Genomic DNA, 12139 nt, shown 5'->3' with positions numbered 1-12139 from the left:
TGCGTGCCCGGCGTGCCGGGCTCAGCCGTGGGGCGGCTCGCCTGCCTGGCCCTGCTCGGCGATGCGGCGTGCTTCCGCCTGCTCGCGCAGGCGCTTCAGCTCGACCGGATCGAGCATCATGCTGTCGTCGCGCGACTGGTTGCCCACGCGCTGCGCGAGCAGGCCCAGCACCCAGGCGACGGTGGCGGCCAGGGCCACCAGCAGGCAGAGCACGGCGAGCACCATCGACGAAGCGTTCAGCGCCACCGCGAACGCGGCCACGGCCAGCAGCAGGAACAACCAGGGCATCGCACGCCTCCACGGGAACTGTCCCGAAGTCTAGCCGCTGGCAGTGCGCGCGCGCGCCTCCGCCGGGCGGTGGCAGCGTGCCGCCGGTCGCAGAACCGGCTCCGCGGGCCTAGAGCAGCGGCGACATCAGCCGCGCCAGGGCCTCGGGCAGGCGCGCACGCAGGAGCGGGCGGCGGGCGCCGCGCTGCACCCGCGGTGCGTGCGCCAGCTCGCCTTCGATCAGCGTGGCCAGCTCCGCGGCGATCGCCGGATCGTCGAACAGCACCGAAACCTCGAAGTTGAGGCGGAAGCTGCGGTGGTCGAAGTTGGCGCTGCCGATCACCACCAGCTCGTCGTCGACCAGCAGCGACTTGCTGTGCAGCATGCGCGGGCCGTACTCGTAGATCTTCACCCCGGCCGCGAGCAGCGGGCCGAAGTAGGAGCGCGCGGCCAGCGTCACCAGCCGGGAATCGCTGTCGCGGGGCACCACCAGGCGCACGTCGAGGCCGGCGAGCGCCGCCGAGGTCAGCGCCATCATCGCCGCCTCGCCGGGCACGAAGTAGGGCGTGGTCAGCCACACGCGTTTCTTCGCGGCCTGGATCGCCGAGACATGCAGCCGATGGATCGCCTCCCAGGGCGAGTCCGGGCCGGACACCAGCACCTGTGCACGGACCGGGCCTGGCGCGGCCTCGCGCGGCGTATCGCGGGCGACGTCGGACAGGAAGGCATGGTCGCCGGTGGCGTAGGCCCAGTCTTCGCAAAACACCAGCTGCAGCACGCGCACCACGGCGCCTTCCAGGCGCAGGTGCAGGTCGCGATAGGCGGCGTCGCCCAGGCGCTCGTCCTGTTCGTCGGTGATGTTCATGCCGCCGGTGTAGCCCACGCGGCCATCGATCACCACGATCTTGCGATGGGTGCGCAGGTTCGCCCACGGCCGCCGCCAGACGTGGCCGAAGCGCATCGGATGGAACCAGGCCACTTCGCCGCCGGCGTCGACCAGCGGCTGGAAGAAGCGCCGCGCACGCGCCGAACCGATGGCGTCCATCAGCAGCCGCACCTGCACGCCCGCTCGGGCGCGTTCGGCCAGGGCATCGCGCAGCGCGGCGCCGGTGCGGTCGGGCTCGAAGATGTAGTACTCCAGGTGCACGTGCTTCGTGGCCGCTGCGATGTCGGCCAGCAGCGCCTGGTACTTGGCGGCGCCGTCCACCAGCAGGCGCACGTCGCGGGCGCTCGACTGGGACAGGCCGGTGGTGGCGGTGGCCAGGCGCGCGAGCTCGACCGCGTCGGCATGCGCGGCGTCGGCGAAGGCTTCGCCGGCGGGCGCCGCCTGGCGGCTGCGCGCGCGCCGCAGTCGCTGGCGCTCGATACGCTGCGGCCCGAACACGTGGTAGATCAGGAAGCCCAGGTACGGTAGCAGGGCCAGGCCCAGCAGCCAGCTGAGGGTGGCTACGGGCTCGCGCTTCTGCAGGATGATCCAGCCGCCCAGCAGCACGAGGTAGGCCGCCCATGCGGCGATCAGCCAGGCACCCAGGTGGGGTATCGACAGCAGCGCCTGCCAGGCTTCGCGCAACGCGTCCACACAGGGCTCCCCGTCGCAGGAGCTGCGACACACGGGGCGTAGGCTATCCCGATGCGCGACGATGGCAAAGCCAAGCTTGCGGTCATGGGGGCCCTGAAAGGCCGCGGGTCCGCCTCGTGGGTGCCCGGCCGCTTCGAACAGCGCAGCGCCAGCCGCGAGGACGACGGCTGGGGATCGGGCCATGACTTCTCCGACGCCGCCGGCGAGGCGCTGGAGCCCGGCCCCGACACCACGGTCACCGCGGAGCGCGCGCGCAGCATCATCAGCCGCAACCAGTCGCCCGACGTTGGCTTCGGGCAATCGATCAATCCCTACCGCGGCTGCGAGCACGGCTGCGTGTACTGCTTCGCGCGCCCCAGCCACGCCTACCTCGACCTCTCGCCGGGGCTGGACTTCGAGACCCGGCTGTTCGCCAAGACCAACGCCGCCGAGCTGCTGCGCGCGGAGCTGGCGCGACCGCGCTACCGCTGCGCGGTGATCGCGCTGGGGGTGAACACCGACGCCTACCAGCCCATCGAGCGCAGCCGGCGCATCACCCGCGCCCTGCTGGAAGTCCTGGCCGAGACGCGCCACCCGGTGCACCTGATCACCAAGAACGCGCTGGTGTTGCGCGACCTCGACCTGCTGGCGCCGATGGCCGCGCAGGGCCTGGTGCAGGTGGCGGTGTCGGTGACAACGCTGGACAACCGCCTGGCCGCGCGCATGGAGCCGCGCGCGTCCGCGCCGCACACGCGCCTGAAGGCCATCGCGGGGCTGCACCAGGCGGGCGTGCCGGTCAGCGTGATGGTGGCGCCCGTGATCCCGGCGATCACCGACAGCGAACTCGAGGCGATCATGGGCGCCGCACGCGAGGCCGGCGCATCGGACGCGTCGTACGTGCTGCTGCGCCTTCCGCACGAGCTGAAGGACGTCTGGCGCGAGTGGCTGGCCCTGCACTACCCCGAGCGCGCTGCGCACGTGATGAGCCTGGTGGCGCAGATGCGCGGCGGCCGCGACTACGACAGCGCCTTCGGTAGCCGCATGCGCGGCGAAGGGCCTTTCGCGCAGCTGCTCGCGGCGCGCTTCAGCCGTGCCTGGCGACAGCTCGGGTTCGCGCATCTTCCGGCGCTGGACTGCACGCGCTTCGTCGCGCCGCGGCCTGCCTCGCCGCAGGGCCAGCTGTTCTAGAGGGCGTCCAGGCAGCGGAGGGAATTCACGGATCCTATACGCCACCACGACGGCACGGTGGTGTACGGTTCCGCGATGAAACAGGATCCAACCCATGCACCGCCGCCTGCCGGTGGGGCGCGGGTCGATACGCACGACCCGTCCGCGGACGTGGGCGACACCACCGCCGCACGACTGAACGAATGCGAAGCGCAGCTGGCCAGCGTCCTGAAGGACCAGGCCCTGGTGTCCTACGGCATTGCCCATGATCTGCGCGCACCGCTGCGCGCGATCGAGGGTTTCGCCGCGATGCTGGAGTCCGGGTCCGGCGAGACGCTGGATGCCACCGGCCGCGACCACCTTGCCAGGATCCGGGCTGCCGCCGCGCGCATGGCTGCGCTGCTGGACGCGCTGCAGGCGCTGTCACGCGCCTCGCACGACCATCTGAATATCGCCGACGTCGACGCCAGCCTGCTCGCGGACTGGGCGCTGATGGAGCTGCGCGATGCCGATCCCGGACGCCTGGTCGAAGCCAGTGTGCAGTCCGGCATGCGCGTTCGCGCGGACGAACGCCAGCTCAAGCTCCTCTTCGACCATCTGCTCCACAACGCCTGGAAGTTTTCCGGAGTTCGCGACACGGTGCGCATCGCCATCACCGCCGAATGCCACGGCGAACGCGTGCGGATCCACGTCCGCGACCAGGGCAGCGGTTTCGACACCAGCCATGCGGGGCGCGTGTTCGAACCCTTCCAGCGCGTTCACGGCCCCGACGAGGGCGGCGGCCATGGCCTGGGCCTGGCGATCGCGCAGCGCATCGCCAGGCGGCTCGGCGGAAGCATCGGGGTCGACTCCGAGCCCGGGCGGGGCAGCGTGTTCCACGTCGAGCTTCCTGCCGCGCAAGACACCCGGCCGTGATGAACACCAGGCCGATCCTGCTGGTCGAGGACAATCCGGACGACGTGGAGCTGACCCGGATCGCGTTCGCCGAAGCGAAAATCGCCAATCCGCTGCACGTCGTCGGCAACGGCGTGGAAGCCCTGGATTATCTGTTCGCGCAGGGCAAGCATGCCAGCCGGGATCCCGGTGACCACCCTTCGCTGGTGCTGCTGGATCTCAACATGCCGCGCATGGATGGCCGCGAGGTGCTGCAGGCGATCCGCGCCGAGCCCACCCTCCGCAGCCTGCCGGTGGTGGTGATGACGACCAGCGCCGAGCCCTTCGATGTCGAGGCCTGCTATTCGCTTGGTGCGAACAGCTATATCCGCAAGCCGGTCGACTTCGGCCAGTTCATGTGGGCGGTGAAGCAGGTGGGGATGTACTGGCTAGTGCTGAACCATCCGCGCGAGGGGTAGTTGTTCGCTTTTACGCACCGGCAAATAGCGCTTCGGCGCGCTGGAAGAGGATCCAGCTGGTGGCGATGAACTTGTCGCCGCCTGCGGGGCGGTTGCCGCGGTGGGTGTGGGTGAAGGCGGTCGGGGCGATCAGGAGGTCGCCGGTGCGGGGCTTCACCTTGCGCTGCTGGAACATGAATTCGGTTTCACCGGCGTCGAAGCCGTCGTTGAGATAGACCGTCCACAGCAGGTGCCGGTGCAGGGTCTCGGCCTGCGGATCGTGCGGGTAGAGCTCGCAGTGCCAGTAGGGATAGCCGCCTTCGCCGGCCGCGTACCACTGCAGGTTGACCGGTCCGGGTCGCAGGCAGGCCATGGCCTGCCGGCCGAGCGTGCGGTCGTCCATGGCGGTGATGTCCCCGGCCTCGAGCCGGCGCAGGCCACCGTCGGCCATGGGCTGCTGCAGCATCAGCGGCGCGATCAGGACCTGCGGGTAGCGGCGGATGTACGCGAGCAGCCCGCGGTAGACGGCCACGTTGAGCGCCTGCTCGGCATCGGCCCATTCGGGGCGCCCGGCGAGGGCGATGTCGCGGCTCTTTTTCAGCTCCGGGAACACGCCGCCGCCGACGCGGCCAGGCTGCAGCGCATCACTGGCGCGCATGCGTTCGACGATGGCGGCGCAGGTGGCGGCGTCGAGCGCGCCGGGCGTCACTTCGATGAAGTCTGCTGCGGACGCGTGGCTCATCGGAGTGCCTCTGTTCGTCGTGGGAGCGTCGAGTGTCGGAGGGTGGTCAGGAGGCGTCGTGGTCGCGGTGGTAGCGGGTGGCGGCTTCGACTTCGGCCTTCGAGCCGAGGAAGACGGGGACGCGCTGGTGCAGTTGGCCCGGCGCGATCTCCATGATGCGGTCGCGGCCGTTGGTGGCGGCGCCGCCGGCCTGTTCGACCAGGAAGGACATGGGATTGGCCTCGTACATCAGGCGCAGCTTGCCGGCCTTGGAAGGATCCTTTTTGTCCCATGGATAGATGAAAATGCCGCCGCGGGTGAGGATGCGGTGCACGTCGGCGACCATCGAGGCCACCCAGCGCATGTTGAAGTCCTTGCCGCGCGGGCCTTCGCTGCCCACCAGCAGGTCGCGCACGTAGTCCTGCATCGGCGCCTCCCAGTGGCGCTGGTTGGACATGTTGATCGCGAACTCCTTCGTCTCCTCCGGGATGCGGATGGCCTCGCGGGTGAGTACGAAGACGCCCTGTTCGCGGTCGAGGGTGAAGGCGTGGGTGCCGTGGCCGAAGGTCAGCACCAGGGTGGTCTGCGGGCCGTAGACGCAGTAGCCGGCGGCGACCTGGGCGGTGCCGGGCTGCAGGAAGTCCTCGTCGCAGGCGGCGGTCACGCCCTCGGGGCAGCGCAGCACGGAGAAGATGGTGCCGACCGAGACGTTGACGTCGATGTTGCTGGAGCCGTCGAGGGGATCGAACAGCAGCAGGTAGTTGCCGCGCGGATAGGCGTCGGGGATGGGGTGGCAGTGCTCCATCTCTTCGGAGGCGCAGGCGGCGAGATGCCCGCCCCAGGCGTTGGCCTCGAGCAGGATGTCGTTGGACAGCACGTCGAGCTTCTTCTGCGCCTCGCCCTGCACGTTGCCGGTGCCGGCATCGCCGAGCACGCCGCCGAGCGCGCCCTTGCCGACCGCGATCGAGATGCTGGTGCAGGCGCGCGCGACCACCGCGATCAGCTGGCGCAGGTCTGCGTTGATGCGGCCGGCGCGCTGCTCCTCGATCAGGTGGCGGGTGAGGGAGACGTGGCTGGACATCGCGGACCTGCGGAGTGGCGGACGGGGCGCCATTGTCGCCCAAGGGGCAGCGGGGTGCAGGGCTGAAGGGTCGAAGGGCTGCGGGAACGCACCAGCCTCGTCCGGCCCGAGCCTCGTGGGAGCGGCTGTAGCCGCGAATGTTCCGCGGGGCATCGGAGCCGGGCTTGGCGACGGCCAGGGGTCGTCGGGTCCTCCGCCGGCTGACCACGTGGTGGTCTTTATGCCGGCTGCGGACCCGACAACCCCTGGCCCCGATTGCTGTCGCGGGGTTGAGCGCGACAGAACGCTGCGCAGGGGAGCGACTTTGCGAAACCCTTAGCGGCGGTCGAACTGCCACTCGAGGCCGAGGAGCCAGGTGCGGTCGGCGCCGGGTTCGTAGAAGCGGCCGTTGCCTTCGTTCACGATCACCGAGCCGATGTGGTCGCGGTCGAGCAGGTTGTCGATGCGGGCGAACAGGCGGAGCGGGCCGGTGGCGGTGTTCCAGCTGCGCGAGGCCTCGACGTGCAGCAGGCCGTAGCCGGAGGCGGACTGCGTGCCGGCATCGTTGACGGCGACGTTGCCGATGGCTTCGCCTTCGAGCGCGGCGCGCCAGGGGCCGCCGTTCCACTGCAGGCGGGCGAAGGCCTGGCGCTCGGGGACGCCGGGGATGCGGCGATTGGAATCACCGGTGCCGCCGATGCAGGCATCCGGCGCGGTGCCCGCGCCGCCGCAGCCGCGGAACTCCGCGTCCAGCTGCGTTGCCGCCAGCCGCAGGTCCCAGGACTCGCCCAGCGGCTGCAGCCAGGACAGCTCCACGCCCTGGCGGCGCGCGCCGCCGGCGTTGCGGTAGCTGCTGCGGCCGGAGACGTTGCGTGCGACCGCGATTTCGTCGTCGGTATCGGCACGGAACAGCGCGGCCTCGAGCATGCCGCCGGTGGGCGTGCGCCACTTCATGCCGAGCTCGTAGTTGTCGCTGACCGCCGGGCGCAGGTCGAAGGCCAGGCCCGCGCCGCCGTCTGCGCGGTAGGAGAGTTCGTTGAAGGTGGGGGTTTCGAAGCCGCGGCCGGCCGAGGCGTAGATGCGCAGGTGCTCCGAGGGCGCGAAGGTGATGCCGGCCACGGGCGAGGTCTCGCTGAACTCCACGCGGCCGCTGTCATCGGGATTGCCGGCGGCGACGTAGCGGTCGCGCGAGCTGAACTCGACCTCGCTGTGGCGCGCGCCGAGCAGCAGCGACCAGCGCGGCGCGACCTGCCACCAGGCCTGGGCGTAGACGTCGTTGGCGTCGACGTTGTTGCGCTCGTCCCGGCGCAGCGTCCCGCGCACGCCGAGCGCATCGCCGACGAAGTTCTCGAAGCCACGGCGATGCTGGCGCTGGCGCTCGCCGTTGGCGCCAAGCGCGAACTCCAGCGGCCGCTCCGCGAGCGAACCGCTCGAGGTCCAGCGTGCGTCGTAGCCGGCGTAGCCGTTATCGAGGTTGATGACGCCGCCGGAATGCAGCGGGTTGCCCTGCGGCGCCGGCGGGATCGGTAGCACCTGGGTGACCTCGCGGTCGCCGCCCCAGGCCGAGACACGCAGCGTGTTCGCATCGCCGAAGCCGTGCTCGTAGATGGCGCCGGCCTGCGACTGGCGCACGGTCTTGCGGGTGTCGTAGATGTGCGCGTTGGCGACGGCCTGGCGCGGGTTTTCGCGCACCTGCGAGGCGGTGAGGCCCAGCGGATCGCGCGCTTCGGGGATGTCGACGTGGTTGAGCACCAGCGACAACCGGCGGCGCTCGCCCAGGTCGAAGCCGAGCCTGAGGTTGGCCACGTCGCGGCGCGCCGCGGAATGATCGCGCCAGCCGTCGGTGTCCAGGCGCGACACGGCGAAGTTGTAGCCGACCACGTCGTTGCCGCCGAGCAGCCTTGCCGCACCCGTCCAGGTGCCGTCGCTGCCCACGGTGGCGCGCAGTGACCAGGGATCGCCGGCCTGGCCGTCGGCGCTGTGGATCGAGACCACGCCGCCGGACGAGTTGCCGTGCAGGGCCGAGAACGGCCCGCGCAGCACTTCGATGCGATCGGCGCCGGCGAGGCTGAAGTGCGAGAGCTGGCCCTGGCCATCGGGCATCGAGGCCGGGATGCCGTCCGCATACAGTCGCAGCCCGCGCACGCCGAAGGTCGCGCGCGAACCGAAGCCGCGGATCGAAAGCTGGGTGTCCTGCGCCAGGTTCTGGCGATCGCGCGCGAGCAGTCCGGGGATGCCGCGCAGGGCATCGGAGACATCGGCGTTGGCGCCGGAGATGTCGCCGCCGAGGTCGATGGTGGCGGTGGAGGCGGGCGTGTCAAACGCGGAAACGGTGCGCAGGCGGGTGGCTTCGACGACGAGGGTGTCGAGGGTGGTGGGGTCCGCGGCGGTGGCAGAGGCGGGGTCCGCAGGGTCCTGGGCGAGCGCGGGCGCGGCCGCGAAGGTGAGGGCGATGGCGATGGCAAAGGGCAGCGTTGCCAGCGCGGAGGCGGCCGGCGAAAGGGGGGGCATGGACGTCATGCGGGCATTGTCGCCTGCGGCAGGGTGGTCAGCGGGTGTATGCGGGGGAAAGCTGTGTTCCCGCAGGCTGCAGTGGCCTGGGGATCGCGGCTGGAGCCGCTCCCACGGGTGGTGGGTGCGGGTCAGACGTCGCCTTCGGTGGACCAGCCTTCGCCGGTACCGCGGTGGTAAACGTGGTCGGTGTCGTACACGGTGCCGGCGGGGATGGAGTCCTGCTCGGCCAGGCGGGCGTAGATCGGGGTGAAGTCGGGCTCGGTGGCGGCCATCAGCTGCTCGAAGCTGTCGATGACGAAATAGGTCTTCTGGTAGGTGTCGATGCGGTAGCGCGTGCGCATGATGCGTTCGAGGTCGAAGCCGATGCGATTGGGCGCCGGCGATTCCAGGCAGTGCACCGATTCGCCGCTGGAGGAGACGATGCCGCTGCCGTAGATGCGGAGCCCGTCGGCCTGCCGGATCAGCCCGAACTCCACCGTGTACCAGTACAACCGCGTCAGGTTCTGCAGCGCGTCGGCACCGATCGCGTGCGCCTTGACCCCGCCGCGTCCGTAGGCCGCCATGTAATCGGCGAACACCGGGTTCATCAGCAGCGGCACGTGGCCGAACAGATCGTGGAAAAGATCCGGCTCCTCGATGTAGTCGATCTGGTCCGGACGGCGGATCCACCAGGTGACCGGAAAGCGGCGGTTGGCCAGGTGCTCGAAGAAGTCGAGCTCGGGCAGCAGGCCCTCCACCCCGATCAGCCGCCAGCCCGTGGCGGGCTCCAGAACGGCGTTGAGATCGTCGTACTTCGGGATCCGGTCGGGGGTCATGCCCATCGCGTCCTGCGCCTGCAGGAATTCGTCGCTGGCGCGCCCGACCAGCAGCTTGCGCTGGCGTTCGAACAGCGTGGCCCAGGTCGAATGGTCCGCGCCGGTGTAGCCGGCCCAGTTCTGGTCGACCACGCCGGTGGCGTAGACCGGCACCTTGCCCTTGTCGGTGTGGAGGTTCTCGACGCGGCGGGGCTGGGTGGGGGCGGGCGTGGACATGGCAGGGCTCCGGGGTGAAGGGCGGACCGGCCGGGCGCACTGCCATGACGCTTTTGCGTGCAGGTTTGTGCGCACGAGGCCCGCTACCCATCGACTCTAGCCACTTGTCAGCGCAATATGGTTGCATTCGTTGCGCCAGAGACGCAGTGGGGCGCAAGAATATTGTGTACAGACGCTGGAGCACCGCATGGCCCTGACCGACAGCCTCGACCGCGTCGACATCCAGCTTCTGGCAGAGCTGCAGCGGCGCGGCCGCCAGAGCAACGCCGAGCTGGCCGAGCGCGTGCACCTCTCGCCCTCCGCGTGCCTGCGGCGCGTTCAGCGGCTGGAGCGCAGCGGAGTGATCGCCGGCTACCGCGCCGAAGTGGATCCCGAACGCCTGGGCCTTGGCCTGACCGCATTCGTCCGGATCCGCCTGAACCACCACGACGCCGCCGCCGTGGCCGACTTCGCCCGCGGCGTGAACGAGTGGGACGAAGTGGTCGCCTGCCACGCCCTGACCGGCGACATGGACTACCTGTTGCAGGTGATGGTGACCGATCTCGAACACTTCTCCCGCTTCCTGCTGGACCGCGTGCTGGCCCGCCCCGGCGTGGGCGACGTCAACTCAAGCTTCGTGCTGCGCACGGTCAAGGCGATGCGCGGGCTGCCATTGCCCACGCCGTGAACGCGGGCACGCGGCCGCGGCCTGGACGTCACTCCCGATCGAGCGGACTGAGCACCCCGCCGGCACCCCGGCCGAGCACGTGCGTATAGATCTGCGTGGTCGCGACATCCTTGTGCCCCAGCAGCTCCTGCACCGTGCGGATGTCGTGCCCCGACTCGAGCAGGTGGGTCGCAAACGAATGGCGCAACGTGTGGCAGGTGGCCGGCTTGACGATGCCGGCCGCGGCGCGGGCCGACTTCACCGCGCGCTGCAGCACCCCTTCATCGACATGATGCCGCCGACGCGCGCCACTGCGCGGATCCACCGACAGCCGCTGCGCCGGGAACACCCACTGCCAGCCGAGCTCGCGCCCGGCCGTCGGGTACTTGCGCCCAAGCGCGTGCGGCAACCATACCTCGCCGAATCCCTCCTGGAGGTCCCGCGCGTGCAGGATGCGCACCCGCTCGACCTGGGCCATGAGTCCGGCCTCGAGCGTGCGGGGCAGGGGCACCCGCCGATCCTTGCCCCCCTTGCCGTTGCGCACGATGATTTCACGGCGCCCGAAGTCCATGTCCTTCACCCGCAGCCGCGCCGTCTCCATCAAGCGCATGCCCGCACCGTAAAGCAGCGAGGCCATCAGCCCGACCTGGCCGTCGACCAGGGCCAGAAGCGCGCGGACCTCCGCGTTGGTCAACACCACGGGAAGCCTTTTCGGACGCTTTGCCCGCGTGACCGAACCCACCCAGGGCAACTCGAGGCCCAGGACCTCCTTGTAGAGGAAGAGCAGCGCGGACAGTGCCTGGTTCTGCGTGCTTGCCGCCACGTCGTCGCGCACGGCAAGCATGGACAGGAAGGCTTCCACCTCCGCCAGCCCCAGCTCGCGCGGATGGCGCCGCCCGTTGGCAAGGATGAAGCGGCGCGCCCAGCCTACGTAGGCGCGCTCGGTGCGGATGCTGTAGTGCCTGGCCCGGCAACGGATGCGCACCTGGTCGAGCAGACGTGGAGGCTGCGCCGGTACGCTCGACGCCGCATCGCCCAGCGACCCGGTTACCGCCTCGTTCCTGCCCCGGTATTCCATACCGCCTCATCCATGAGGTAATTGTCCGAATCATTACCGCGCGCCGCCGACACAGGAAGTAGGTAAGTGGGTGATCTGTGGTGGGATTTTCCCGACAGGGAGGCGAGGGGGGACTACGTCGGGACCTGCTACATTCCGCTTTTGGGATCTACTTAGTGTTAGGCGCCACTAATGGCTATCTCGAAGGATCAGCTAAAGGAAGCCGGGCGATTCGAGCTTGCCGACCCGACGACACTCGACGGACTTGACGAGTGGGCATTGTGGCTTGAGGCCATGTTGCATGGTCCCTGCTACATTTTCTTCCGCAACGGCGAACCAATTCTTCTTCAAGGGAAGCAGTTGGTAGAGCGGCTGAACGGGCTTAGGCTAGAGATCTATCCTGACGAGCATCCACCGCCTCACTTTCATGTGCGTGCGCCAGACTTGAATGCTAGCTTCGCGATCGAAGACTGCAGGCTTCTCAGGGGGCAGCCGTCTCCCGATGTGCTAGACAAAGTCAGGTACTGGCACCAACATTCGAAGCACAAGCTCATTGAGGTGTGGAATGCGACGAGACCCACCGATTGCCAAGTGGGACCGTGCGATGGCGCCTAACCATTCATTCAAGCCGACGCCGCTTCGCGGCGCGGCTTAACTCAAGTGTTAGGCCCCACCGTTGGGGCAATTTGGCAACTCAGGAGAAAGGCGATGACTCAGTATCTGATCGAGCGTGAGATAGCCGGCGCCGGAGACATGTCAGAGCAGGCACTCCGTGATGCGTCCAAGC

General features: G+C 69.5%; 12 protein-coding genes. 5 read left to right on the top strand and 7 right to left on the bottom strand.

The genetic code is table 11. The features are described 5' to 3' along the window. Positions 1-21: 21 nt before the first annotated feature. Together WCE39_RS08480 and cls are read right to left on the bottom strand one after the other, a co-directional pair. Entirely contained in the window at positions 22-288 is a 267-nt protein-coding gene (locus WCE39_RS08480; RefSeq protein ID WP_343276254.1) for a hypothetical protein, read from the bottom strand. Between the two features lie 109 nt (positions 289-397). Then, entirely contained in the window at positions 398-1846 is a 1449-nt protein-coding gene (cls, locus tag WCE39_RS08475; protein WP_343276253.1) for a cardiolipin synthase, read from the bottom strand. Positions 1847-1897: 51 nt separating this feature from the next. Here cls and WCE39_RS08470 point away from each other — a divergent pair, with 51 nt between their 5' ends. The 3 genes from WCE39_RS08470 (at position 1898) to WCE39_RS08460 (ending at position 4344) form a co-directional block, all read left to right on the top strand. After that, entirely contained in the window at positions 1898-3013 is a 1116-nt protein-coding gene (locus WCE39_RS08470) for a PA0069 family radical SAM protein (RefSeq protein ID WP_343276252.1), read from the top strand. A gap of 75 nt (positions 3014-3088) precedes the next feature. Continuing rightward, positions 3089-3907: a sensor histidine kinase gene (locus tag WCE39_RS08465; protein ID WP_343276251.1), complete on the top strand. Its 819-nt coding sequence runs from the start codon at positions 3089-3091 to the stop codon at positions 3905-3907. Continuing rightward, positions 3907-4344: a response regulator gene (locus WCE39_RS08460; protein ID WP_343276250.1), complete on the top strand. Its 438-nt coding sequence runs from the start codon at positions 3907-3909 to the stop codon at positions 4342-4344. Before WCE39_RS08465 ends, WCE39_RS08460 begins: the two co-directional genes overlap by 1 nt. A gap of 10 nt (positions 4345-4354) precedes the next feature. Here the strand turns inward: WCE39_RS08460 and WCE39_RS08455 are convergent, their stop codons facing one another. The 4 genes from WCE39_RS08455 to phhA all read right to left on the bottom strand — a co-directional run bounded on the left by WCE39_RS08455 (position 4355) and on the right by phhA (position 9649). Next, the gene (locus tag WCE39_RS08455; protein ID WP_343276249.1) at positions 4355-5065 is read right to left on the bottom strand and encodes a 2OG-Fe(II) oxygenase; all 711 of its coding nucleotides are present in this window, start codon (positions 5063-5065) and stop codon (positions 4355-4357) included. A 46-nt stretch (positions 5066-5111) separates the two neighbouring features. Beyond that, positions 5112-6125, bottom strand: a complete 1014-nt coding sequence (locus WCE39_RS08450; RefSeq protein ID WP_343276248.1) for a class 1 fructose-bisphosphatase — start codon at positions 6123-6125, stop codon at positions 5112-5114. A 315-nt stretch (positions 6126-6440) separates the two neighbouring features. Beyond that, positions 6441-8615 (bottom strand): TonB-dependent receptor family protein, encoded by a 2175-nt coding sequence (locus WCE39_RS08445; RefSeq protein WP_343276247.1) that lies wholly within the window; start codon positions 8613-8615, stop codon positions 6441-6443. Between the two features lie 131 nt (positions 8616-8746). After that, complete coding sequence (phhA, locus tag WCE39_RS08440; protein ID WP_343276246.1) at positions 8747-9649, bottom strand: phenylalanine 4-monooxygenase; 903 nt, start codon at positions 9647-9649, stop codon at positions 8747-8749. 187 nt (positions 9650-9836) lie between these two features. Between phhA and WCE39_RS08435 the strand changes: the two genes are divergently transcribed. Further along, a complete protein-coding gene (locus WCE39_RS08435) occupies positions 9837-10316 on the top strand; it encodes an Lrp/AsnC family transcriptional regulator (RefSeq protein ID WP_343276245.1) in 480 nt (159 codons plus the stop codon). A 28-nt stretch (positions 10317-10344) separates the two neighbouring features. On the opposite strand, the gene WCE39_RS08430 is transcribed toward WCE39_RS08435, so the two are convergent. Then, on the bottom strand, positions 10345-11373 hold the full coding sequence (locus tag WCE39_RS08430) for an integron integrase (RefSeq protein WP_343276244.1): 1029 nt from the start codon (positions 11371-11373) through the stop codon (positions 10345-10347). 171 nt (positions 11374-11544) lie between these two features. Between WCE39_RS08430 and WCE39_RS14290 the strand changes: the two genes are divergently transcribed. Further along, a complete protein-coding gene (locus tag WCE39_RS14290) occupies positions 11545-11967 on the top strand; it encodes a DUF4160 domain-containing protein (RefSeq protein WP_449284055.1) in 423 nt (140 codons plus the stop codon). Positions 11968-12139 lie beyond the last annotated feature (172 nt).

The organism is Luteimonas yanweni, from assembly GCF_039548475.1.
Classification (GTDB): Bacteria; Pseudomonadota; Gammaproteobacteria; order Xanthomonadales; family Xanthomonadaceae; genus Luteimonas.
Note: the sequence above shows the minus strand (reverse complement) of the source record. Positions and strands in the feature narration are given on the sequence as shown.

What these genes read in the sequence shown, in the direction of transcription:
- WCE39_RS08445 (WP_343276247.1), bottom strand. Translation starts at nt 8,615, where the DNA reads ATGCCCCCCCTTTCGCCGGCCGCCTCCGCGCTGGCAACGCTGCCCTTT.
- WCE39_RS08450 (WP_343276248.1), bottom strand. Translation starts at nt 6,125, where the DNA reads ATGTCCAGCCACGTCTCCCTCACCCGCCACCTGATCGAGGAGCAGCGC.
- WCE39_RS08480 (WP_343276254.1), bottom strand. Translation starts at nt 288, where the DNA reads ATGCCCTGGTTGTTCCTGCTGCTGGCCGTGGCCGCGTTCGCGGTGGCG.
- WCE39_RS08470 (WP_343276252.1), top strand. Translation starts at nt 1,898, where the DNA reads ATGCGCGACGATGGCAAAGCCAAGCTTGCGGTCATGGGGGCCCTGAAA.
- phhA (WP_343276246.1), bottom strand. Translation starts at nt 9,649, where the DNA reads ATGTCCACGCCCGCCCCCACCCAGCCCCGCCGCGTCGAGAACCTCCAC.
- WCE39_RS08435 (WP_343276245.1), top strand. Translation starts at nt 9,837, where the DNA reads ATGGCCCTGACCGACAGCCTCGACCGCGTCGACATCCAGCTTCTGGCA.
- WCE39_RS08455 (WP_343276249.1), bottom strand. Translation starts at nt 5,065, where the DNA reads ATGAGCCACGCGTCCGCAGCAGACTTCATCGAAGTGACGCCCGGCGCG.
- WCE39_RS08430 (WP_343276244.1), bottom strand. Translation starts at nt 11,373, where the DNA reads ATGGAATACCGGGGCAGGAACGAGGCGGTAACCGGGTCGCTGGGCGAT.
- WCE39_RS08460 (WP_343276250.1), top strand. Translation starts at nt 3,907, where the DNA reads ATGAACACCAGGCCGATCCTGCTGGTCGAGGACAATCCGGACGACGTG.
- WCE39_RS08465 (WP_343276251.1), top strand. Translation starts at nt 3,089, where the DNA reads ATGAAACAGGATCCAACCCATGCACCGCCGCCTGCCGGTGGGGCGCGG.
- WCE39_RS14290 (WP_449284055.1), top strand. Translation starts at nt 11,545, where the DNA reads ATGGCTATCTCGAAGGATCAGCTAAAGGAAGCCGGGCGATTCGAGCTT.